The sequence below is a fragment of the Nocardioides sp. genome (assembly GCF_041393715.1).
Taxonomy (GTDB): domain Bacteria; phylum Actinomycetota; class Actinomycetes; order Propionibacteriales; family Nocardioidaceae; genus Nocardioides.
In genome coordinates this window covers 21,978-44,008 of sequence record NZ_JAWKJQ010000003.1, presented here as the reverse complement: position 1 = coordinate 44,008, position 22,031 = coordinate 21,978, and the positions used below count along the sequence as shown (strand labels likewise).

At 73.6% G+C, this 22,031-nt stretch carries 22 protein-coding genes and 3 pseudogenes; 7 read left to right on the top strand and 18 right to left on the bottom strand.

What is annotated here, in order from left to right:
• Positions 1-30 precede the first annotated feature (30 nt).
• From pyrH to rpsB, 3 genes are all read right to left on the bottom strand, one after another.
• Entirely contained in the window at positions 31-744 is a 714-nt protein-coding gene (gene pyrH, locus R2740_RS05580; protein ID WP_371301709.1) for a UMP kinase, read from the bottom strand.
• A 163-nt stretch (positions 745-907) separates the two neighbouring features.
• Entirely contained in the window at positions 908-1,720 is an 813-nt protein-coding gene (tsf, locus tag R2740_RS05575; protein WP_371301708.1) for a translation elongation factor Ts, read from the bottom strand.
• Positions 1,721-1,807: 87 nt separating this feature from the next.
• A complete protein-coding gene (rpsB, locus tag R2740_RS05570; RefSeq protein WP_371301707.1) occupies positions 1,808-3,007 on the bottom strand; it encodes a 30S ribosomal protein S2 in 1,200 nt (399 codons plus the stop codon).
• A gap of 414 nt (positions 3,008-3,421) precedes the next feature.
• Here rpsB and R2740_RS05565 point away from each other — a divergent pair, with 414 nt between their 5' ends.
• Positions 3,422-4,051 carry a M23 family metallopeptidase gene (locus tag R2740_RS05565; protein WP_371301706.1) on the top strand — a complete coding sequence of 210 codons (630 nt, stop codon included), beginning with the start codon at positions 3,422-3,424 and terminating at the stop codon, positions 4,049-4,051.
• Here R2740_RS05565 and R2740_RS05560 read toward each other — a convergent pair.
• The 5 genes and pseudogenes from R2740_RS05560 to R2740_RS05540 all read right to left on the bottom strand — a co-directional run bounded on the left by R2740_RS05560 (position 4,024) and on the right by R2740_RS05540 (position 8,182).
• Positions 4,024-4,983, bottom strand: a complete 960-nt coding sequence (locus R2740_RS05560) for a tyrosine recombinase XerC (RefSeq protein WP_371301705.1) — start codon at positions 4,981-4,983, stop codon at positions 4,024-4,026. The two genes, R2740_RS05565 and R2740_RS05560, sit on opposite strands and share 28 nt — an antisense overlap.
• A 9-nt stretch (positions 4,984-4,992) precedes the next feature.
• The gene (locus R2740_RS05555; protein ID WP_371301984.1) at positions 4,993-6,072 is read right to left on the bottom strand and encodes a DNA-processing protein DprA; all 1,080 of its coding nucleotides are present in this window, start codon (positions 6,070-6,072) and stop codon (positions 4,993-4,995) included.
• A gap of 194 nt (positions 6,073-6,266) precedes the next feature.
• Positions 6,267-6,626 (bottom strand): annotated as a pseudogene (locus tag R2740_RS05550) (hypothetical protein); the annotation flags it as partial.
• Positions 6,627-6,633: 7 nt separating this feature from the next.
• Positions 6,634-7,793 (bottom strand): annotated as a pseudogene (locus R2740_RS05545) (YifB family Mg chelatase-like AAA ATPase); the annotation flags it as partial.
• Positions 7,793-8,182 (bottom strand): YraN family protein, encoded by a 390-nt coding sequence (locus R2740_RS05540; protein ID WP_371301704.1) that lies wholly within the window; start codon positions 8,180-8,182, stop codon positions 7,793-7,795. The pseudogene R2740_RS05545 and the gene R2740_RS05540, both read right to left, overlap by 1 nt.
• A 335-nt stretch (positions 8,183-8,517) precedes the next feature.
• Between R2740_RS05540 and R2740_RS05535 the strand changes: the two genes are divergently transcribed.
• A complete protein-coding gene (locus tag R2740_RS05535) occupies positions 8,518-9,114 on the top strand; it encodes a TadE/TadG family type IV pilus assembly protein (RefSeq protein WP_371301703.1) in 597 nt (198 codons plus the stop codon).
• Positions 9,111-10,886, top strand: coding sequence for a pilus assembly protein TadG-related protein (locus tag R2740_RS05530; protein ID WP_371301702.1), 1,776 nt, complete (start codon positions 9,111-9,113; stop codon positions 10,884-10,886). Before R2740_RS05535 ends, R2740_RS05530 begins: the two co-directional genes overlap by 4 nt.
• Before the next feature lie 93 nt (positions 10,887-10,979).
• Here R2740_RS05530 and R2740_RS05525 read toward each other — a convergent pair whose 3' ends face one another.
• The 9 genes and pseudogenes from R2740_RS05525 to rpsP all read right to left on the bottom strand — a co-directional run bounded on the left by R2740_RS05525 (position 10,980) and on the right by rpsP (position 16,075).
• Positions 10,980-11,288 carry a DUF2469 domain-containing protein gene (locus R2740_RS05525; RefSeq protein ID WP_371301701.1) on the bottom strand — a complete coding sequence of 103 codons (309 nt, stop codon included), beginning with the start codon at positions 11,286-11,288 and terminating at the stop codon, positions 10,980-10,982.
• Positions 11,285-12,022, bottom strand: coding sequence for a ribonuclease HII (locus tag R2740_RS05520; protein WP_371301700.1), 738 nt, complete (start codon positions 12,020-12,022; stop codon positions 11,285-11,287). Before R2740_RS05520 ends, R2740_RS05525 begins: the two co-directional genes overlap by 4 nt.
• Positions 12,023-12,031: 9 nt before the next feature.
• On the bottom strand, positions 12,032-12,826 hold the full coding sequence (gene lepB, locus R2740_RS05515) for a signal peptidase I (RefSeq protein ID WP_371301699.1): 795 nt from the start codon (positions 12,824-12,826) through the stop codon (positions 12,032-12,034).
• A gap of 35 nt (positions 12,827-12,861) precedes the next feature.
• Positions 12,862-13,212: a 50S ribosomal protein L19 gene (gene rplS, locus R2740_RS05510; protein WP_371301698.1), complete on the bottom strand. Its 351-nt coding sequence runs from the start codon at positions 13,210-13,212 to the stop codon at positions 12,862-12,864.
• A 236-nt stretch (positions 13,213-13,448) separates the two neighbouring features.
• Positions 13,449-13,772 carry a GNAT family N-acetyltransferase gene (locus R2740_RS05505; protein WP_371301983.1) on the bottom strand — a complete coding sequence of 108 codons (324 nt, stop codon included), beginning with the start codon at positions 13,770-13,772 and terminating at the stop codon, positions 13,449-13,451.
• 156 nt (positions 13,773-13,928) lie between these two features.
• Positions 13,929-14,597 (bottom strand): annotated as a pseudogene (trmD, locus tag R2740_RS05500) (tRNA (guanosine(37)-N1)-methyltransferase TrmD); the annotation flags it as partial.
• 4 nt (positions 14,598-14,601) lie between these two features.
• On the bottom strand, positions 14,602-15,174 hold the full coding sequence (rimM, locus tag R2740_RS05495) for a ribosome maturation factor RimM (RefSeq protein ID WP_371301696.1): 573 nt from the start codon (positions 15,172-15,174) through the stop codon (positions 14,602-14,604).
• 86 nt (positions 15,175-15,260) lie between these two features.
• The gene (locus tag R2740_RS05490; protein WP_371301694.1) at positions 15,261-15,500 is read right to left on the bottom strand and encodes an RNA-binding protein; all 240 of its coding nucleotides are present in this window, start codon (positions 15,498-15,500) and stop codon (positions 15,261-15,263) included.
• A gap of 5 nt (positions 15,501-15,505) precedes the next feature.
• A complete protein-coding gene (gene rpsP / locus R2740_RS05485) occupies positions 15,506-16,075 on the bottom strand; it encodes a 30S ribosomal protein S16 (protein WP_371301693.1) in 570 nt (189 codons plus the stop codon).
• 247 nt (positions 16,076-16,322) lie between these two features.
• Between rpsP and R2740_RS05480 the strand changes: the two genes are divergently transcribed.
• From R2740_RS05480 to R2740_RS05465, 4 genes are all read left to right on the top strand, one after another.
• Complete coding sequence (locus R2740_RS05480; RefSeq protein WP_371301692.1) at positions 16,323-17,219, top strand: VanW family protein; 897 nt, start codon at positions 16,323-16,325, stop codon at positions 17,217-17,219.
• Positions 17,220-17,323: 104 nt separating this feature from the next.
• Entirely contained in the window at positions 17,324-18,493 is a 1,170-nt protein-coding gene (locus R2740_RS05475) for a type III PLP-dependent enzyme (protein ID WP_371301691.1), read from the top strand.
• Entirely contained in the window at positions 18,490-19,713 is a 1,224-nt protein-coding gene (locus R2740_RS05470; RefSeq protein WP_371301690.1) for a hypothetical protein, read from the top strand. Before R2740_RS05475 ends, R2740_RS05470 begins: the two co-directional genes overlap by 4 nt.
• Positions 19,710-20,813: an aromatic acid exporter family protein gene (locus R2740_RS05465; protein WP_371301689.1), complete on the top strand. Its 1,104-nt coding sequence runs from the start codon at positions 19,710-19,712 to the stop codon at positions 20,811-20,813. The genes R2740_RS05470 and R2740_RS05465 overlap by 4 nt, the downstream gene beginning before the upstream one ends.
• Positions 20,814-20,839: 26 nt before the next feature.
• On the opposite strand, the gene R2740_RS05460 is transcribed toward R2740_RS05465, so the two are convergent.
• Positions 20,840-21,913 (bottom strand): amidohydrolase family protein, encoded by a 1,074-nt coding sequence (locus R2740_RS05460; RefSeq protein ID WP_371301688.1) that lies wholly within the window; start codon positions 21,911-21,913, stop codon positions 20,840-20,842.
• Positions 21,914-22,031: the final 118 nt, after the last annotated feature.

Here is a 22,031-nt window from a genome sequence, read left to right as displayed (position 1 = left end):
GACTGCTCCTGCTCTCGTCTCGCCGCCCGGTCAGCCGGCGCTGACCCGCGTCCCGATCTTCTCACCCTGCACCACCCGGAGGATGTTGCCCTCCGGCTCCATGCCGAACACGACCATCGGCAGCTTGTTCTCCCCGCAGAGCGCGAACGCCGTCTGGTCCATGATCCGCAGGCCCCGGGCGATCGCCTCGTCGTAGGTCAGCTCGTCGAACTTGGTGGCGCTCGGGTCCTTCTTGGGGTCGGCGCTGTAGACCCCGTCGACGCCGTTCTTGGCGACCAGGACGACGTCGCACCGGCTCTCCAGGGCCCGCTGCACGGCCACCGTGTCGGTGGAGAAGAACGGCATCCCCATGCCGGCGCCGAAGATGACGACCCGGCCCTTCTCCATGTGCCGGATCGCGCGCCTCGGGACGTAGGGCTCGGCGACCTGCCCCATGGTGATCGCGGTCTGCACCCGCGTCTCGACGCCCTCCTTCTCCAGGAAGTCCTGGAGCGCCAGGCAGTTCATCACGATGCCGAGCATGCCCATGTAGTCGGCCCGCGCCCGGTCCATGCCGCGCTGCTGGAGCTCGGCGCCGCGGAAGAAGTTGCCGCCGCCGGTGACCACCGCGATCTGGACGCCGGACCGGGCGACCGTGGCGATCTCCTTCGCGATCTTCTGGACCACGTCGGGGTCGACCCCGATGCTGCCGCCGCCGAACACCTCTCCCGAGAGCTTGAGGAGGACGCGATGGTAGGTGGTCACGCAGGTTCCCTTCTGGTTGCCGGGGCGGGTGCGGTGGAGGGGTACGCCGTCAGCCGAGAGCGGCCCGTCCGGAGGTAGCGGAAGGGGCCGGCCCGGCAATGATGGTCATCGTCGAACCGGCCCCCTCACGTGGCTAGCGAAGTCTTGCGTGCACCCTACTGGGTCAGCCGCCGACCTCGAACCGGGCGAACCGCTTCACGGTGGTGCCCGCCTCGTCGAGGACGGCCTGCACCGACTTCTTGCTCTCGGTCACCGACGGCTGGTCGAGCAGCGCGACCTCCTTGAAGAAGCCGTTGAGCCGCCCCTCGGTGATCTTGGCGATCGCCGCCTCGGGCTTGCCCTCCTCGCGGGAGGTGGCCTCGGCGAGCTCGCGCTCCTTGGCCACCACCTCGGCGGGCACCTCGTCACGGGAGAGGTACGTCGGCCGCATGGCCGCGATCTGCTTGGCCGCGCCGTCGGCGCCGCCCTGGCTGCCGTCGTACTCGACGAGGACGCCGATGGCGGGCGGCAGGTCGGCCGCGCGCTTGTGGAGGTAGGAGACGACGGGGCCCTCGAAGTAGGCGACCCGGCCGAGCTCGATCTTCTCACCGATGGTGATGCCGAGGTGCTCCACCAGCTCGGCGACGGTGCGGTCCCCGACCGACGCGGCCTTGACCGCGTCGGGGTCGCCGGCCTTGGCCTGGTCGGCGGCGGTGGCGATCTGCTGGGCGGCGGCCACGAACTCCTCGCCCTTGGCCACGAAGTCGGTCTCGCAGTTGAGCTCCACCATGGCGCCGCCGACGACGGCGACCAGGCCGGCGGCGGCGTCGCGCTCGGCACCTCGCTCGGCCATCTTCTTGCCGAGCTTGACCCGGATGAGCTCCGCGGCCTTCTCGAAGTCGCCCTCGGCCTCGACCAGGGCCTTCTTGCTGTCCATCATGCCGGCGCCGGTCAGCTCACGGAGCTTCTTGACGTCGGCGGCGGTGATGTTCGCCATCTGTCTTCTTTCCTCGCAGGGGACGGGACGCCGGGAAGGCGCCCGGTGGCGGCACGGAGCGGCCCGAGGGCCGCACCGCCCGCCGGGTCAGGCCTTGGTCTCGGCGTTGACGAAGCCGGCCGCCTCGGCGGCCTCGGCGGTGCGGAACCACACCTCGGCCTTGGTGCGGGCGTACCACGGGCTGCTGGGGGCGTGGAACTTCATCGAGTCCTTGTTGCCCTTGATCTCGAAGCCCTCGGGAGCCGAGCCGTCCTCGGGCGCGACCGCCGAGTCGGGGCCGAAGCCACCGTCGGCGGGAGCCTCGTCGGCGGCCTCAGCAGGGGGCTCCTCGGCGGGGGCCTCAGCAGAGGTCTCGGCAGCGGTCTCCTCGGCAGCGGTCTCCTCGACCGGGGCCACGTCGGCGAAGGCCGCGGGGGCCGCGGCGGCCTCGGGGGCGGCCTCGGGGGCGGCCTCGGCGTCGGCAGCCTGCGCGGGAGCCTCGGCGGGCGCCTCGGCGGGGGCCTCGGCCGGGGCCGACTGCTCGAGCAGCTCCCGCTCCCACTCGGCCAGCGGCTCCTCGGCGCCGATGGCGGCCTCACCGTCGCCGGTCTTGGCGCCGGAGCGGGCGATCAGGCCGTCGGCGACGGCGTCGGCGACCACCCGGGTGAGCAGCGCGACGGCGCGGATGGCGTCGTCGTTGCCCGGGATCGGGAAGTCGACCTCGTCCGGGTCGCAGTTGGTGTCGAGGATGCCGATGATCGGGATCCGCAGCTTGCGGGCCTCCTCGACCGCCAGGTGCTCCTTCTTGGTGTCGACGACCCAGACCGCGGCCGGCGTACGGGTCATCTCGCGGATGCCGCCGAGGGTCTTCTCGAGCTTGTCGCGCTCCCGCTTGAGCTGCAGCAGCTCCTTCTTGGTGCGGCCGCTGCCCGCGACGTTGTCGAAGTCGATCTCGTCGAGCTCCTTGAGGCGGCTGATCCGCTGGTGCACGGTCTGGAAGTTGGTGAGCATGCCACCCAGCCAGCGCTGGTTGACGTAGGGCATGCCGACGCGGGTCGCCTGCTCGGCGATCGCCTCCTGGGCCTGCTTCTTGGTGCCGACGAACATCACGGTGCCGCCGCGGGCGACGGTGTCCTTGATGAAGGCGTAGGAGCGGTCGATGTAGGCGAGCGACTGCTGCAGGTCGATGATGTAGATGCCGTTGCGCTCGGTCATGATGAAGCGCTTCATCTTGGGGTTCCAGCGACGGGTCTGGTGCCCGAAGTGAACGCCGCTCTCGAGCAGCTGGCGCATGGTGACGACGGCCATGGGGTCTCTCCTGTGTGGGCGGGCCGGACCGCACGGTGGGCACACCGCCGGGCCGCGTCCGCGGCTTTTCAGTTGCTGCCGGTCAGCGGGTGCTGCCGGCCCTGACGCTCACGCGCGACCCGACCCGACCGAGCTGGCTCGGCCTGGACTGAGGATCGACGCCCACGGGCGGTCGGCTCCGACAGGAGTATCCGCGGAACCGTCGTGGTCTGTGTGCGTGCGAAGTCGGACGCCCGGGGGCGACCGCTCCGGCCATGGTAGTCCAGAGCCCGGCCGGTCGCGAATCGCCCGCGGACCGGCGCCGAGGAGACGTCCTGTGCCGGTTTCCGTCCCGGCGGCCGGGCCGGGAGACGCTGTCCACAGCCCGCGTCCGCGCGGGGTGCCCCCGGAGCACCCGACGCGCAGGCTGAGGACATGTCCCGACGCGCTGCCCTCACCCTGCTGAGCCTGCTGCTCGGCCCCGTGCTGCTCTGGCCGGCGCCGGCCGCCGGGGACGGCGATCCCGAGCCCGTCGGCCAGCCTGCCGGCTGGTCCGGCGGCTGGTCTGCCCCGCCGAGCCGTCAGACGACGGCGGTCGGCGAGTGGCCGCTGCGCCCCGAGCCCGAGGTGGTGCGCCGCTTCGACCCACCGTCGTCGCCCTGGGGTCGCGGCCACCGCGGTGTCGACCTGGCCGGTCACGTGGGGCAGGTCGTGAGGACCGCACTGCCCGGTCGGGTGAGCTACGCCGCGCGTCTCGCCGGGCGGGGCGTGGTCGTGGTCGACCACGGCGACACCCAGACGACCTACGAGCCGGTGGTGGCCGACGTCGAGGTCGGCCAGCGGGTGGCCGGCGGCGAGCGGCTGGGCCGGCTCGAGGCAGTCGGTTCCCACTGCCCACCGCAGGCGTGCCTGCATTGGGGCTGGATCCGCGGTGAGGACTACCTCGACCCGCTGCGCCTCGTCGGGCTCGGCCCGGTGCGGCTGCTGCCGCTGGCGGGGTCGGCCCGCTCCCCCACGGCGCGTCCAGGGTCCCCCTGTCAGGCGCGAGGGTGGGCCTGCTGGTAGGCCCGCCGCAGCCGGTCGGTGCTCACGTGGGTGTAGCGCTGCGTGGTGGCCAGCGACGCGTGGCCGAGCAGCTCCTGCACGCTGCGGAGGTCGGCGCCGCCCTCGAGCAGGTGGGTGGCCGCGGTGTGCCGCAGGCCGTGCGGGCCGATGTCCGGCGCCCCCGGCACCGCGGCCACCCGGGCATGGACCAGCGTCCGGACGGCACGCTGGTCGAGCCGGCGGCCACGCACCCCGAGGAACAGCGCCGGCCCCGAGCCGGCGATGGCCAGCTGCGGCCGCCCCTCGCGCAGCCAGGCCGCCAGCGCCGCCGCCGCGGGCGCGCCGTAGGGCACGGTGCGCTCCTTGCGTCCCTTGCCGAAGACCCGCATCACCCGGCGGTCGTGGTCGACGTCGTCGACGTCGGCGCCCACGAGCTCGCCGACCCGCATGCCCGTGGCATAGAGCAGCTCGAGGACGGCCACGTCGCGCAGCCCGACCGGACCGTCCTCGTCGGCCAGCTCGATGGCGTGCGCGACCAGGTCGGTGGCCTCGTCGACCCGGAGCACCGCGGGCAGCGGGTGCCGCGCCTTCGGTGAGCCCAGCGACGAGCCGGCGTCGGTCGCGGCGCGGCCGGTGCGGACCAGCCACGCGGTGAAGACCCGGGCGGCGGTCGCCCGGCGGGCCAGCGTCGTCCGGGAGTGACCGGTGGTCTGCTGCTTGGCCAGCCAGCTGCGCAGGGTGCGCAGGTCGAGCTCGGAGGGCTCGGCCAGACCCAGCCGGCCGGCGTGGTCGAGCAGGCTGTGGATGTCGCCGACGTAGGCCCGCACCGTGTGCGAGGTCAGGTCGCGCTCGACCCGCAGGTGCCGCTCATAGGCCGCGAGCACCCCGGCCATCGCCTCGGGCAGGTCGGGTGAGGCGGCCGCCTGCTCCTCGGCGGCGCCGGCTGACGTCATGGAGGGAGTCTAGGAAGCGGACGCCTCCTGGCGTGGGACCCGCGCGTCGGGGGCCAGCCGCCATCCCTGCGGAGAGCCCACCACCAGCGTCCGGGCGGCGAGTCGTTCGAGGGTGCTGCGGACCTCCACCAGGCCCAGCCCGGCGGTCCTGGCGATCGCGTCGGTCGCCGCGGCCTGCCTGACCGGGACCGCGTCGAGGACCTGCCGGTCGCGGCGCGGCAGGCGGTCGCGGGCGGTGCTCGGTGCCCGCCTCGCCTCGACCAGGTGCTCACCGGCCGGACCGACCAGCTCGAGCACGTCGGCGGCCCTGGTCACCAGAGTGGCCGCGCCACTGCGGACCAGCTCGTGGACGCCCTCCGAGGGGGCACTGGTGACCGGCCCGGGCACGCCCATCACCGGGCGGTGCAGTCGAGCCGCCCAGTTGGCGGTGTTGAGGGCGCCGCTGCGGACGGCGGCCTCGACCACGACGGTGCCGCCGGTCAGCGCGGCGATCAGCCGGTTGCGAGACAGGAACCGCAGCTGCATCGGGGCACACCCGGGCGGGGTCTCGGCCACCACGGCCGCGTGCTCGGCCAGGTGGTCGAGCAGCGCCCGGTGGGCCGCCGGGTAGGCCCGGTCGACGCCGCACGCCAGCACGGCCACCGTCGCGCCACCACCGCCGAGCGCGCCGCGGTGGGCGGCCTGGTCGATGCCGAAGGCCGCTCCGGACACCACCACCTGACCGTCACGAGCCAGTCCGGCGGCGATCTCGCCGGCCACGTGCGTGCCGTAGGTCGTCGCCGACCGGCTGCCCACGACGGCCACCGAGCGCGCGAGGCCGGTCAGTGGGCAGCGGGCCGCGCACCCACAGCCCGAGTGGTGGCCCGCCGCTGCCCTGCAACGGCTCGGCGGCCGCCAGGGCATCGAGCTGTGCCGGCCACTCGTCGTCGCCGGGGACCACGAACCTGATGCCCTGGCGGGCAGCCCGCTCGAGGTCGGCCGCCGGGTCGAGGAGGCGAGCCGGCCGGCGACGTCGGTGGCCAGACCCTGGAGGTCGCGCTCGGCCAGCAGATGGTCGCGCACCCGGATCGCCCCGAGCTCGGCCACCACGGCCGCCAGCCGAGGGTCACCGGGCTCGGCCAGCCGGTTGAGGGCCGCCCGGGCCAGCCGCTCCTCCTCGAGCGCCGCGGCGGCTGCGGTGGCCTCGGCGGCTGCCGTCGCGTCGGGGCGCCGTCCCCACCCGGCGGCGTCACCCGGCCCTCCGCAAGGAGTCGACCGAGCGGCCTGCCGAGCCGGAGGGCGATCGCGGTCTGCACCTCTCGAGCTCCGGGGCCGGGCAGGCCGGCGAGGTCGGCCACGGTCCAGGCGAGCCGGTGCACCCGGGCGGCGCCGCGGCGGCTCAACCGGCCGTGATAGACCTCGTCGTCGACGGCTGCCTGGGCGTCGGTCGGCAGTGGCCATCGCGCCCGCAGCGCCGGGCCGGGCGCCTGGCTGTTGAGGCGCCAGTGCTCGTCGGCGTAGCGCTCGGCCTGTCGCTCCCGCGCGACCGTCACCCGGGCCCGGACCTGGGCCGAGGTCTCCCTGACGGCAGGGGTCGTTGGTCTCGTGGACCGGCACCGGCTCCAGGTGCCGGGTGATGTCGACCCGGTCGAGCACCGGCCCACCGAGCTTGCGGCGGTAGTCGCGCCGCGCGACCTCCGCGCAGGTGCATCGGCTCACCGCGGCGGAGGGGTGGAAGTTGCCGCACGGGCACGGGTTGGCGGCCAGCACCACCATGCCGCGGGCGGATAGGTGGCGGTGTCGTATCCCCGGGCGATGGTGACCTCGCCGCTCTCCAGCGGCTGCCGCAGCGCCTCGACCACGTCGGCGCGGAACAGCGGGAACTCGTCGAGGAAGAGCACCCCGCAGTGGGCACGGCTGATCTCGCCCGGCCGGACGACGCCGGTGCCGCCACCGAGCAGGCTGGCCTTGCTGGCGTCGTGGTGGGGCGCGGAGTAGGGCGGCCGGACCAGCACCGGGTCGCCCGACTCGAGCGCACCGGCCAGCGAGTGCAGCGCGGTGAGCTCCAGCGCCTCCTCCGGCAGGAGGTCGGGCAGCAGGGTCGGGATCCGCTCGGCGAGCGTCGTCTTGCCCGAGCCCTTGGGACCGGAGAGGAGGAGGTGATGCCCGCCCGCGGCGGCCACCTCGACCGCGAACTTCGCGTCGTCGAGCCCGGCCAGGTCGGCGAGGTCCTGGTCCTCCAGTCGGTCCTGGCCGCGCCAGGCCAGCAGCCGGCTGCCGGACATCGGCGCCACCGGCGGCGCCTCGGGGACGTTGTCGCCGCGGAGCTCGGCCGCCACCTGGGCCAGCGAGCGCATCCCGAGGACCTCCAGCCCCGGCACCATCGCCGCCTCGGCCGCCTGCGGCTCGGGGACGATGATCCGGCGCATCCCGCGTGCCGCCGCGGCCAGCGCCATCGGCAGCACCCCCGGCACCGCGCGCAGGCCGCCGGCCAGCGTCAGCTCACCGACGAACACGGTGCCCGCCAGCGACACCCGGGGCAGCTCGTCGGCCGCCGCCAGCACCGAGACCGCGATCGACAGGTCGAAGTGAGTGCCGCGCTTGACCAGGTCGGCCGGCGACAGCAGCACGGTGACCCGCCGGGTCGACGGCCACGCCAGCTGGCTGTTGAGCACCGCCATCCGGCACCGGTCGCGGGCCTCGTTGAGCGCCACGTCGGCCCGGCCCACCACCGTGGTCCCGACCATGCCGGCGCTCACGTCGGCCTGCACCTCGATCAAGTGGCCCAACGACCCCTGCAGCGCCACGGCGTACGACGTCGCGAAGGGCATCACCCCACCCCCACCACGTGGTCGACCACCGAGGGCCCGCGCCGCGGTCGCAGCACCGCCACCACGTCCACCCGCACCTCCGGCGCCGAGACGTCGTGTGCGCTCAGCCACCGGGCCGCCAGTCGCCGCAGCCGGGCAAGCTTGTCGGGCGTCACCGCCTCGTGCGGCGTGCCGAACGCGACCGAGCTGCGGGTCTTCACCTCGCACACCACCAGCACCCGGCCGTCGCGCAGCACCAGGTCGAGCTCTCCCTCGGGACATCGCCAGTTGCGATCGAGCACCACCATGCCCGCCGCCACCAGCTCCCGCTCGGCCAACCGCTCGCCATAGCGGCCCAGCGCCCGGTTGTGCTCCCCCGACGTCGGGCCCCTCGCGTCCACCTGCTCCACCGCGCACCTCCTGCGACCAGGCTGCCCGCGGCCGGCCGGGCACGCCTCGACCGCGACGCGGCCTGTGGAAGGGGGCCACGCCGGGCACCCCTGTGCGCGGTTCCTGGCACGGACGCCTCGGGCGGGCGCCGCCTCTCCCCTGCCAGCCCGTCTAGACCTCCCGGCCACCCCTCGGGTCCATCACCGCAGGTCAACGCCCATTTCCTGGCCTTTCGGACCAGTTGTCTCGATTCGGCCACGGAGCCGTCGGTGCCGCGGGTACGGTCCCCGCTGGAACGAGTCAGCAGGAAAGGTGTGTCATGTTCAGGACGCGCAGGCGTGGCGAACGGGGAGCCGTGGCGGTCGAGGCCGCCCTGGTGACGCCGATTCTGTTTCTGTTCGTTCTCGGGATCATCGAGATGTCGCTGCTGATGCGCGACACCGTCGCCGTGTCCAGCGCCGTGCGCGTGGGCGGCCGCGTCGCCTCGGTCTCCGCCGGCGCCGGCCCCGGCGTCTGCCAGGCCTCCGCCGACCCCCCGCCCTGCTCCCCGGTCACCACCCCCGCGCTGGCCCAGGCCGCCGCCGACGCCATCCAGCGCGCCGGCTCGGCGATGCCCAAGGACCAGATCGACTACATCCTGGTCTACCGCGCCAACAGCGGCGGCTACCCGATGCCCACCGGCAACACCTCCATCACCTGCTACTCCGACTGCGTGAAGTACGTCTGGGACGAAGGCATCGGCCGGTTCCGCTACGCCGGCGGCACCTGGACCTCCACCACCATCAACGCCTGCGTCAACCACCCCAACCGGATGGCCGTCGGCGTCGCCATGCACGCCCGCCACCCCTGGATCACCGGCCTGTTCGGCAGCGGCATCGACATCGAAGAGCGCACCGTGATGAACTTCGAGCCGCTCCCCAGCGAGCAGTGCATGCCCGGGACCCACCAGTGAACCGCCTCCGGCGCCTCAGCCTCAGCGACCTCGTCCGACGGCCGCGTGACGAGCGCGGCTACGCCGCGATGCTGGTCGCGGCCTTGGCAGCAACGATCCTGCTCCCCCTCTCCGCGATGTCGGTCGACGTCTCCCGCTGGTACGTCGAGATCGAGCGCGTCCAGGCGGCCGCCGACGCCGCCGCCATGGCCGGCGTGACCTACATGCCCAACGACTTCTCCTCCGCGCAGTCCACGGCCCTGGCCGTGGCGGCGCGCAACGGCTACCCCAACAGCGGCGGCACGACGGTCACGGCTGCCGTCGGGCCCAAGCCCACCCAGCTGGTGGTGACCGTGAAGACCACCATCAAGAACAGCCTCGCCTCGTCGTTCAACAAGAAGTGGGCGGTCATCACCCGCTCCGCCACCGCCGACTACAACGGGCCGGCCCCCATGGGCAGCCCCTGCAACACCTTCGGCAACGAACCTGCCGGCACCAACCTCAACGGCCCGGTCGGCAGCCAGCTCGTGGTCCCCGCGGGCGGGGCGCAGTGCTCGACCAACCCGAAGTTCTGGGGCAGCGTGCACGGTCCTTGGGTCTACAAGACCCAGGGCGACCAGATCATGACGCGCTACTGCAAGGGCTACGAGAGCGGCTGCAGCGGCGGCTCCCCCCAGAAGAACGACGAGTTCGAGCCCAACGGCTACTTCTACGTCGTCCGCGTGGGCGCCGCCGCCGTCGGCTCGCCCGTCACGCTGCAGATCTACGACCCGGCCTACGCCCCGGCCGAGAGCAACTGCACCGGTGTGAGTGGCACCGGTCCGTCCTCGTCGACGAGCTACTACAACGACTACACCAACACCGACGCCGGGACGCGCTACAAGGACGGGCTCACCGACTTCTGCGCCGGCGACAGCACCAGCAACGGCAACCGCTACGGCTCCAGCGAGGTCCCGACGGTGACGTCGTTCGGGCTGCGCTCGCCGATCGACACGTTCGTGCCCACCGACGCGGCGCCGGTGGCGGGGTGCGCGAAGCAGTACCCCGGCTACAGCTCGAGCCAGATGACCTTCAACGCGCTGAAGCAGAGCTCGTCGAGCTACAACATCAACCTGGCTCGGGTGTACCACCAGTGGGTCACGATGTGCACCTTCACGCCCACCACGACCGGTGACTACTACCTGCAGGTGCGCACCAACGTGCCGCTGAGCACCTCCAGCCCCGACGGCAAGGGCGGCTACAGCAGCACCTCGGTCTACAACTCCGGCGACAACACCAGCGTTCAGGGCAACGGCACCAACATGTTCAGCCTGCGGGCGATCTCGTCCCAGGCGGGCGCCCTGTCGATCGCCGGCTGGGAGCACATGTCGGTGTTCGCCAACTCCCCGGTGTCCGTGAGCACGTTCAACCTGGTGCGGGTGGTGCCGGCCGCGGCGAGCAAGACCATGGTGTTCCAGTTCTTCGACGCCGGTGACGCCGCCTCCGGTAGCGGGTCGATCCAGATCCTCCCGCCGACCGAGAGCACGCTGTCCCTCAACAACTGCACGGCCTCCGGCCAGTACACCGGCACCCTCACCAACTGCAAGGTCACCGGTGTCTCGGGCAGCAGCGGCTGGAACGGACAGGCGGAGACGATCAAGGTCCCGATCCCGAACGACTACGACTGCAACGTCAACAGCGCCGGTGGCTGCTGGTTCCGCGTCGTGGTCGACTTCGGCTCGGCCTCGAGCGTGACCGACGTGACCACCTGGAGCGCGAAGATCGAGGGCGACCCCGTCCGGCTGATCAAGTAGCCCGGCGCCACCACGCCCTGATCCACCGGCGAGGGCCGGCCCCTGACGAGGGGTCGGCCCCTCCTGCCGTCCGCGGGCAGTCGCCCGCGAGGCTCAGGCCTTGGACGGGTCGATGTCGGCCGGGCTGAGCTCCTCGACGTTGACGTCCTTGAAGGTGAGCACCTTGACGTTCTTGGCGAACCGCGCGGGGCGGTACATGTCCCAGACCCAGGCGTCGCTCATCGACACCTCGAAGAAGACGTCGCCGGCCTCCGTGCGGGCCTTCACGTCGACCTGGTTGCAGAGGTAGAAGCGCCGGTCGGTCTCGACGACGTACTTGAAGATCGAGACCACGTCGCGGTACTCGCGGTAGAGCGTCAGCTCCATCTCGGTCTCGTACTTCTCGAGATCCTCCGCGCTCATCCGCACTCCTCGCTCGCCACCAGGTCCGCCGGCGACGGGGCGGTCGCCTCGGCCTGCTCATTGTGCCCCGGCTCGGGCGGCTCCAGCCCCGCGGCCCGCCGGACGTTGACGAACCGCATCCGGTGCACCGGCGAGGGCCCGTGCCGGCCGAGCGCCTCGTTGTGCACCTCGGTGACGTAGCCCTTGTGCGTCTTGAAGTCGTACGCCGGCCAGTCGGCGTCGAGGTCGGTCATGATCCGGTCGCGGGTGACCTTGGCGAGCACCGACGCCGCGGCGATGCACGCGGCCACCCGGTCGCCCTTCCAGATCGCCAGCCCGGGCACGTCGAAGCCGTCGACCGGGAAGCCGTCGGTGAGCACGTAGGCGGGCCGCAGGTCGAGCAGGGCCACCGCGCGGCGCAGCGCCTCCACGTTGGCGACGTGCATGCCCAGCCGGTCGCACTCCTCGGGCTCGAGGACGACCACCGACCAGGCCAGTGCCCGACGCACGATCTGGTCGTAGGCCCGCTCGCGGGCCCGCTCGGTCAGCAGCTTGGAGTCGGCCAGTCCGGGGACGATCCCCGCCTTGCCGGGCGGGAGGATCGCTGCTCCGGCGACCAGAGGGCCGGCGCACGCGCCGCGCCCGGCCTCGTCCACGCCCGCGATCGGCTCGATCCCCGCGCGGCGCAGTGCGCGCTCGTAGCCGTAGAGGCCGGCGTCGCGGCGGACCGTGAGACCCCGCGGCAGCGCACTCACCGGTCCACCTCAGCCGGCGTCGGGGACGTCCGCGAACGTGTCGGGCCGGTGGATCCAGGTGAAGTGCTGGCGCGGCCAGAGCAGCACGAAGACCTTGCCGACGACCAGGTCGGTGGAGACGTACTCGTGCCCGGGCACGCAGTCGGTCTCGTCCTTGCCGCACAGATGGACCGTGGAGTCGGCAGAGTGCCAGCGGTTGTCGCCCATCACGAAGATGTGGCCCGCCGGCACGGGTCCGGCCGTCCAGTCGCAGGTGCGGGTCATCGGCCCGGCGCAGGTCTTGCGTGGCGTGCCGTTGGGGTTGCGGATGCGGGCGTAGTCCTGCTCGTCGAGCGGCTGGCCGTTGACCTCGAGACGGCCCTGGTCGTCGCAGCAGTGGATGGTGTCGCCCTCGACGCCGATCACCCGCTTCACCAGGTGGCCGCCCTGGGGGTAGAGCCCGATCTTGGCCATCACCTGGGCCACGGGGTTGGTCGGCCCGGCCGACTCGTCGGCGCTCAGCCAGCCGCCGGGGTCCTTGAAGACCACGATGTCACCGCGCTGCGGACCACCGCCGCCCCAGTAGGAGACCTTCTCGACCAGGATCCGGTCGTTGATCTGCAGGCCCGGCTCCATCGACTCCGACGGGATGTAGAAGGCCTGCACGAAGAAGGCCTTGATGACGACGGCGAGCACCAGCGCGATCCCGAGCAACAGGATCGTCTCCTGCCACAGCGGCAGCTGCTTGCGCTCGGCGTCACGGCCGTCGGTGGCGTCCTGGGGCTTGGCAGCGTCGTCGGCCACCGTGCCGGGCTCGGGAGTCACGGGGTGAGGATATCCGTGGGCTGGTCGCCGCCGGCTCAGGCCTCGCGGCGCTCCTTGATCTTCGCGGCCTTGCCCCGCAGGTTGCGGAGGTAGTAGAGCTTCGCGCGACGGACGTCACCGCGGGTGACGACCTCGATGGACTCGAAGATCGGGGAGTGCAGCGGGAAGGTCCGCTCCACGCCGACGCCGAAGGACACCTTGCGCACGGTGAAGGTGCGGCCCACGCCGGAGCCCTGCAGGCGGATCACCACGCCCTGGAAGACCTGGACGCGCGACCGGTTGCCCTCGACGACCTTGACGTGCACCTTGACGGTGTCGCCGGCGCGGAAGTCGGGCAGGTCGGTGCGGAGGGCGGCCAGGCCGATCTCGGTGACGGCGTTGCTCATGTCTGCTCCTCGCGAGTGCCACAGGTCAGCCGCGGAATCGGTGGTTCGTCGGGTGGCCTCCACCCGGTGGCCGGCGGCGCCGCCTCCCCCTGTGGCAGGAGTGGGACGCGGGCTCCCCGGGTGCAACCGGGGCCGCCCTTCGGCCGGTGTGGGCCAAGGACGAATTCTGCCAGAACGGTGGGGCGTGGCGAAATCGTGACACCGCGGGCGCTGCACTCGCCGGTCGGGGCCGACGCTCAGCGCCGGGGCCGCCAGAGCACGACCGGCCCGGACCGCCCGTCGAGCACCTCGCGGACCGAGAACCCGGCACGCTTGTAGCGGCGGAGGTTGGCCTCGCTCTGCTTGCCCGTGAACAGACGGTACGACGTGGCCTGGGGCGGCGCGACGGCCATGATGTGGTCGAGCAGCGCGCGACCCAGCCCGCGGCCGCGCAGGTCGGGAGCGACCATCAGCCGGCCGATGTCCCACTCCCGGTCGTCGAGGCGAGCCCGCACCGACCCCACCAGCCGGCCGGCGACCCGGACGACGTAGACGTCCCATGCCTCGAGCGACGCCTGCACCTCGGGCAGCCCCTCGTGCAGCGCGGGGATCGCGAGGTCGTCGTTGACCAGCGCCTCCTCGACCCAGCAGGCCAGCTGCAGCGTCAGCAGCTCCCCGGCGTCGGCCCGGACCGCCGGCTCGATCGACCACGTCCCCGGCACCTGGCTGGCAGCCACCAGGTCGGGGCGGCGCGCCGCCGTGCGCCGCAGGGCCGCGTCGTGGCGCCAGGCGGCGATGGCCGCGTGGTCGCCGCTGCGCAGCACGTCGGGCACGTCGAGGCCCCGCCACGACGGCGGCTTGGTGTAGGCCGGCGCCTCGAGGAGGCCCTCCTCGTGCGACTCCTCGGCCAGCGACTCGGCGTTGCCCATGAAGCCCGGCAACAGCCGCACCACCGCCTCCGCGATGGCCAGCGCGGCCACCTCGCCGCCGTTGAGGACATAGTCGCCGAGCGAGATCTCACGCACCTCGGTGCGGGACGCGGCGTGGTCGACGACCCGCTGGTCGATGCCTTCGTAGCGCCCACAGGCGAACACCAGGCGCTCCCGGGTGGCCAGGTCGCGGGCCAGCGCCTGCGTGAACGGCTCCCCCGCCGGCGAGGGGACCACCACGGTGGCGTCCTCGATGGCCAGTGCGTCGAAGGCCTCGCCCCACGGCTCGGGGCGCATCACCATGCCGGCGCCGCCGCCCGCGGGCGTGTCGTCGACGGTGCGGTGCCGGTCGTGGGTCCACTGGCGCAGGTCGTGCACGTGGACCTCCAGCAGCCCGCTCTCCCGGGCCTTGCCCGGCAGCGACAGCTCCAGGGGCGCGAGGTAGCCCGGGAAGATGGTGACGATGTCGAGCCGCATCGCCTCAGCCGTCCTCGGCGGCGGGGGCCACCAGGCCGGGCCGGTCAGCGATGACCACCCGGCCGCCGGCCAGGTCGACCTCGGGCACCAGCGCCGCGACGAAGGGCACCAGCGCGTCGCGCCCGTCGACGGTGCGCACCGTGAGCAGGTCCTGGGCGGCCCCGTGGACCACGGCCGTCACCTCGCCGAGACGGGTGCCGTCGAGGTCGTGGGCCGCGAGGCCGACCAGCTGGTGGTCGTAGAACTCCTCGGGGTCCTCGGGAGTCGCGTCGGCCGGGATCTCGGCGTGCAGCAGCACTCCCCTGGCGGCCTCGGCGGCGGTGCGGTCGGTCAGCTCGGCGAAGGTCGCCAGCAGCACCCCCTGGTGCCAGCGGGTGCGGGTGACGGTGAGCGTCGGGTGCGGGAAGGCGGAGCCGCGCGGGTCCTCGACGGCCAACGCCGCCCCGTCGGCGTACCGCCGCTCGGGCTCGTCGGTGCGCACGTCGACGGTGACCTCGCCGCGGACGCCGTGCGGCTTGCCGATCCGGCCCACGACCACGTCGATGACCTCGCGGTCGCTGCTTCCCGGTGACTCCACCCGCTCAGGGTAGAGATCCGGGCCGGGAACGCCGAACCGGGCGCCACCCGTGAGGGTGACGCCCGGTTCGAGGGGTTCGTGCCGGGTCAGCGGCGGTCGACGTCGACGAAGTCGATGCGAGCGCCGTTGCGGCCGGCCAGCGCCGAGATCACGGTGCGGAACGCGGTGGCGGTGCGGCCACCGCGGCCGATCACCTTGCCGAGGTCGTCGGGGTTGACCCGCACCTCGAGCAGGGTGCCGCGACGCAGCCGCTTCTCGCGCACGCTGACGTCGTCGGGGTGCGCGACGATGCCGCGGACGAGGTGCTCGAGCGCGTCGATCAGCACCGCGCTCAGGCCTCCGCCTCGGCGGGCTTGCCGTCCTCGGCGTCGGCGGCCTCCTCGGCCGCCTCGGCGGCGCCCTCGGGGGACTCGTCGGCGGGCACCGGCGCGGCCTCCTCGGCAGCCTCAGCGACCGGCTCGTCGGCGGGCGCCTCGGCGGCCGGCTCCTCGGCCTTCGGCTCCTCCGCGGCCGGGGCGGCCTTGGCCTTCTTGGTCACGGCCTCGGCCTTGGGCTCCCCGTCGGCGTCCTTGAGGGCGTCGTTGAAGATGTCGACCTTCGAGCGGCCGGGCGCCTTGACCTTGAGGGTGCCCTCCTGGCCCGGCAGGCCCTTGAACGTCTGCCAGTCGCCGGTCAGCCTGAGGATCTTCTCGACGGCCTCGGTCGGCTGCGCGCCGACGCCCAGCCAGTACTGCGCCCGGTCGGACACGACGTCGATGTAGGACGGGTCCTCCTTCGGGTGGTACTTGCCGATCTCCTCGATGACCTTGCCGTCGCGCTTCTTGCGCGAGTCGACGACGACGATGCGGTACTGCGGCACCCGGACCTTGCCCAGGCGCTTCAAACGGATCTTGACGGCCACGTCTGTGGTGTCTCCTCATGACTGGTGGTGGGTGAGGACGCTGCGGCCAGGTGGGGCACCGGTGCCGGTCCTCGTGGGACGCTGCGCCACCGGGTGAGAGGGGCCGGAGGGCGCAGGACTCAGCGGGTCATTCTGCCAGACCTCCGGCGACCCACCGAAATCGGCCGCCCTTGCTCGCGGTCGCCCCACGCGCCGCAACGAAACCCGGCCGGTTCGCGTCCCAACCGGGAGACCACCAGGAGGCCGCATGACATCGCACCCCGGGTCCGCCTCCGGCGACCTGCACGACACCCCGCCACGGCTGCCCACCCGGGTGACCGCGCGTCCGCGCCTGTCGGAGCGGATGCCCTGGCTCTATCCCGTCGCCGTCCGGTTCCACCGTGCAAGGCGCCGGCTCCGCTGGATCACCTCGGGCACCCCCTGGGCGCTCACCCACAGCGAGGTCGACCTGCCCGTGCGCGTCAAGAAGCACGGCTCGCTGCTGAGGCGCGAGCTGTCGGCGGACGAGATGGTGCTCCAGCACGGCAAGGTCACCAACCTGCGGCTCGCCTCCGCCCGCGTCGACGGACTGCTGATCCGACCCGGCGAGACGTTCTCCTTCAACCGGGTGGTCGGCAACTGCACCCGACGAAAGGGCTACGTCGAGGGGATGCGGCTGTCCAACGGCAACGCCCGCGCGGGCGTCGGGGGCGGGATCTGCCAGCTGGCCAACCTGCTGCACTGGATGGTCCTGCACTCCCCGCTGACCGTCGTGGAACGGTCGGAGCACTCGTTCGACCCGTTCCCGGACAAGGGCCGGGTGCTGCCCTGGGGCGTCGGCTGCTCGATCGTCTACAACTACGTCGACCTGATGGTGCGCAACGACACCGACGTCACCTTCCAGCTCCGCGTCGAGGTCGGCGACCGGCACCTGCGCGGACGGCTGCTGGCCGACCGGCCCCTCGCGACGTCCTACCGGGTGGCGGCGCGCCACGAGCGGTTCTACCGGCACCGGGGGCAGGTGTTCCGCGCCAACCAGATCTGGCGCACCTGTCTCGACAGACGCACCGGCGACACCGTCGGCGAGGAGCTGCTGAAGGAGAACTGCGCCCTGGTGAAGTACCGCCCGGAAGGGGTCACCATCCTGGACGTGGACGCCGCCTGACCACCCACCGTCGGGCCGACCGGACCCGAGGTATCTGACCGGAGCGGGGCCCTCCTTCCCGACATCACGCGGGTTCGTCGCGTGCTGACGACGAGGAGAGCCCGATGGCGGTCCTGCTCCCTGCACCGGAGGACCCCGCGACACACGCCCCGGGCGCGCCGCCGCGGACGCCGTACCTCGTGCTCGACGTGGCCCTCGCGCTGCGCAGGTACGCCGACCTGGCCGCCGCGCTGCCCGGGACCCGCATCCACTACGCGGTCAAGGCCAACCCCGAGCCCACCCTGCTCGCCCGGTTGGTGGCCGCCGGATCGGCCTTCGACGTGGCGAGCCCGGCCGAGGTCGCTGCCTGCCTGGCGGCCGGGGCCGACACCGCGGACCTGGTCTACTCCAACCCGGTGACCAGCCGCCACGACCTGGTCGAGGCCGGCGCGCTCGGCGTCCGGCTCTTCGTCGCCGACGGCGAGGGACAGCTGACCAGGCTGGCCGCCGCGGTCCCCGGTGCGCAGGTGCTCATCCGGATCGCCACCTCGGGTCACGGGTCGGACTGGTCGCTGTCGCGCAAGTACGGCTGCGACCCCGCCGACGCGGTGTCGCTGCTCGCGAGCGCACGCCGGCTCGGTCTCGGCGCCGCCGGGGTGTCGTTCCACGTCGGCTCGCAACAGCGCGACCCCGCGGCCTGGGACGCTCCCATCGCGCAGGCGGCGAGGATCTTCGCGGCCGCCCGACAGCGGGGGCTCGACCCCTGGCTGCTCGACCTCGGAGGCGGCTTCCCCGCCGACCTCGACGGCGGCCCCGACCAGGTGACCCCGCGACCCGCGGCCTACGGCGCCGCCATCGAGGCGGCGCTCGGCTCCCACTTCCCCGGCCGCCGTCCCGCCACGCTGGTCGAACCCGGCCGCGGGGTCGTCGGCGACGCCGGCACGCTCGTGGCCTCGGTCATCGGTCTGGCCCGGCGCGGAGGCCGCCGGTGGGTCTTCCTCGACGCCGGGGTCTTCACCGGTCTGGTGGAGACGCTCGACGAGGCCATCCGCTACCGGCTCGAGACCGACCGTGGCGGCCCGCTGGTGCCCTGCGTGCTGGCCGGACCGACCTGCGACAGCGCGGACGTGCTCTACGAGCGCACCCCGGCGATGCTGCCGCGGGACCTGCGTGAGGGCGACCAGGTCCGGCTGCGTGCCGCCGGTGCCTACACGACGTGCTACTCGACGGTGGGCTTCAACGGCTTCCCGCCGTTGGCCACCCGGCTGGCGCCGCAGCCAGGCCGGGCCCGGTGACCAGCCCGAGCGTGCGTCGCGTGCTGGCCAGCCACGCGCTGGCGAGCGCCGCGATGTCTCTGCCGTGGCCGCTGCTGATGCTGCTGGTCTGGCGCTCGACGCACAGCGACCTGTGGCTCGGCGTGACCGCCGCGGCGCGGATGGCTCCCTACGTCGCCCTGTCCTGGTGGGTCCCCCGGCTGGCCGACCGGCTGAGCCGCGACCGGCTGGTGCGCGCGACCCTGGTGCTGCGCTGCGCGCTGCTGCTCGGCGTCACGGTCGCCACCGCGATGGACGCCGTCGTGGTGGCGGTGCTGCTCGCGACCGTGACGGTGGCCGTGGCCACCCCGGCCTACCCCGCCCTGGCGGCCGGCATGCCGCGGCTCGCGGGCGCCGGCTCGACCCGCGCGACGGATCTGCTCGTGACCATCGAGGTGGCCTCGTTCGTTGTCGGGCCGGCCCTGGGCGGGCTGCTGCTCGCGGCACCCGGGCTCGTGGGGCCGCTTGCGGTCGCGTCCAGCCTCGCGGCCTGGGGGTTGTACGCCGGCATCCGGCAGCCGCGACCGGTGCCGACCGGCCCGGTCCCCTGGCCGCGCGAGCCGGAGGGCGGCCAGGTCCCCGCCCGCGGTGGGGGCACCCGGCTGGCGCTGGCGCTGCTGGTCGTGGTCAACCTGGTCGTGGCCGCCACCGGCGTCTCGCTGATCCACCTGGCCGAGGCGCAGTGGGTCGACGCTCCGTGGGGGTGGAACGACGCGACCGCCTACGGCGTCGCGACGGGGGCCCTCGGCTTCGGAGCCCTCGGCGGCCCGCTCCTGGCACGAGGCGGCGGACCTCTGGGCGCCCGGCTCCGGCGCGGGCTGCTGCTGGTGACCGCCGGACTGCTCGCGGCCGGCCTCGCGCCCGGGCTGACGTGGGCGGTCGGCCCGCTGGTGCTCGTGGGAGCCGCGGCCGTGGCCGTGGAGGCCGCCGCCACCGAGCTGCTGCAGCGGGCGGTGCCCGACGACCGCCGGGCAGGAGTGCTCGGGGTCGCGGACAGCGCGATGGTGCTGGCCGCCCTCGTGGGCGCCCTGGTCGCTCCGGCGGTGTCGAGCTGGTGGGGCGCCCGGGCGCTGATGCTCCTGCTCGCGCTCGGCTGCCTGGTCGTCGTACCGCTGGCGCGACGGGCGCTGCGCGCCACTCCTCGTCACCGGGGTGGTCTCGTGGCCGGGAGCGCGTCGATGGTCAATACGCTGGCGGAGTGACAGCAGCGACACTCGACCTGGCCTTCTCACGCGGCCGGACCTCTCTCCGGGGACGCCTCGACCGGCTGCGCGACAAGCGCTGGCAGGTCGGCCAGTGCGCGCTCGCGGCCGGCGTGGCCTGGCTGGTGGCCGCCGACCTGCTCGGGCACCCGACGCCGTTCTTCGCGCCGATCGCCGCGGTGGTCAGCCTCGGGACGTCCTACGGCCAACGGCTGCGGCGGGTCGCGGAGGTCACCGCCGGGGTCGCCCTGGGTGTCCTCGCGGGCGACCTGCTCACGCACCTGCTGGGCTCGGGAGCCTGGCAGCTGGCGCTGATCGTGGCGCTGGCGATGACCACCGCGCTGCTCCTCGACGCGGGCGCGATCTTCGTGACCCAGGCGGCCGTGCAGTCCATCGTGGTCGCGGCGTTGGTGCCCGACCCGGGTGCTGCCTTCGTCCGATGGACCGACGCCCTCGTCGGTGGGGCCATCGCCCTGGTCGCGGCGACCGTGGTGCCGCGGGCGCCACTGCGTCGCCCGCGCGAGCAGGCGGCCCGGGTGGTCGAGAAGGTCGCCGACCTGCTCCGGTGCGCGGCCGCGTCGGTCGAGGACGGTGACGTGGACCGGGCGCTCGACTCGCTCCGGGACGCGCGCAGCACCGACGGACTCGTGGTCGAGCTGCGGGCGGCGGCCGACGAGGGACTGTCGGTGGTCGCCTCGTCACCGTTCCGGGTGCGCCACCGCGGCAGCGTGCGGCTGATGGCCGAGCTGGTCGAGCCGCTCGACTTCGCGCTCCGCAACACCCGGGTGCTGGCCCGTCGGGTGGCCGTGGCGGCCTACCGCCACGAGCCCGTGCCACCCGAGTACGCCGGCCTGGTGCGCGAGCTGGCCGACTGTGCCGAGCTGGTGGCCGACGAGCTGCGCGCCGGTCGCCTCGCGTCGGCGGCCCGGCCCGGCCTGCTGGCCCTGGGTGAGGCCTCCGCCCACGCGCCGCGGAGCAGCGACCTGTCCGCGGAGGTGATCCTCGCGCAGGTGCGCTCCATCGTGGCCGACCTGCTGGCCGTCTCGGGCATGGACCCGCTCGAGGCGACGGCGGCGATCCCGCCGCACGAGGAGGGCTGACGACCCACCGGCCAACGCGGTGGGAGTCAGCCGACGCGGCGACCCCGGAGCACGACGGCGGTGGGCTCACGGAGCACGCCGAGGTCGTCGAGCGGGTTGCGCGGGTAGACCACGAAGTCGGCGGGCGCCCCTTCGTCGAGGGTGGCGTTCCAGCCCAGCCACGCCCGGGCCCGCCAGGAGGCCGCGCCCAGCGCGTCGGAGGCGGGCAGGCCCATCTCGTGCATCGCGATCACCTCGCCGGCGATGTTGCCGTGGGCGCTCACCCCGCCGCCGTCGGAGCCGGCGTACATCGCGACGCCGGCGGCGTGGGCGGCCATGATCACCTCCCGGCGACGCCGATAGAGGTCGTCCATGTGCCGGCTGTAGACCGGGAACCGCTCGGCGCCGGCGGCGACGTACTCGGGGAACTTGTCGGTCTGCATGACCGTCGGCACCAGCGCGGTCCCGCGGGCCACCATCTCGTCGATCAGGTCGGTCGAGAGCCCGGTGCCGTGCTCGATGCAGTCGATGCCCGCCCGGATCAGACCGGGCAGCACGTGCTCGCCGAAGCAGTGGGCGGTCACCTTGGCGCCGTGCTCGTGGGCTGCCTCGATCGCCGCCGCGAACGCCTCCGCCGGGAACGACGGCATCAGGTCGCCCTCCTCACGGGAGACCCAGTCACCGACCAGCTTGATCCAGCCGTCGCCGTGCTGCGCCTCCTGCGCGGCGTACGCCGCGAGCTCGGCGGGCTCGACCTCGTGGGCGTAGTTGCGGATGTAGCGCTTGCTCCGCGCGACGTGGCGACCGCACCGGATCAGCCTCGGCAGGTCCTCGCGCTCCTGGACCCACCGGGTGTCCAGCGCCGACCCCGCGTCACGGATCAGGAGGGCGCCACCGTCGCGGTCCGCGATCGCCTGTGCCTCCGCCTGCTCGTCGGTGGTGGCGCCGTGGGCGTCGAGTCCGATGTGACAGTGCGCGTCGACGAGACCGGGCACGATCCACCCCTCGGCGACCGACTCGGCACCGGGTTGGCGCTCGTAGGTCACCTCGCCGCCCACGACGTAGAGCTCGGCGGGCTCGCCTGTGGGCAGGACCGGTCCGGAGAAGCGCAGTGCCGTCACCCGGGAGACGCTACTGGACGCCGACCCCCGCGAGGCGTCGCAGACGGGGACGCGAGGCGTCGCAGACGGGGCGCGAGGCGTCGCAGACGGGGACGCGAGCCGTCGCAGACGGGGCGAC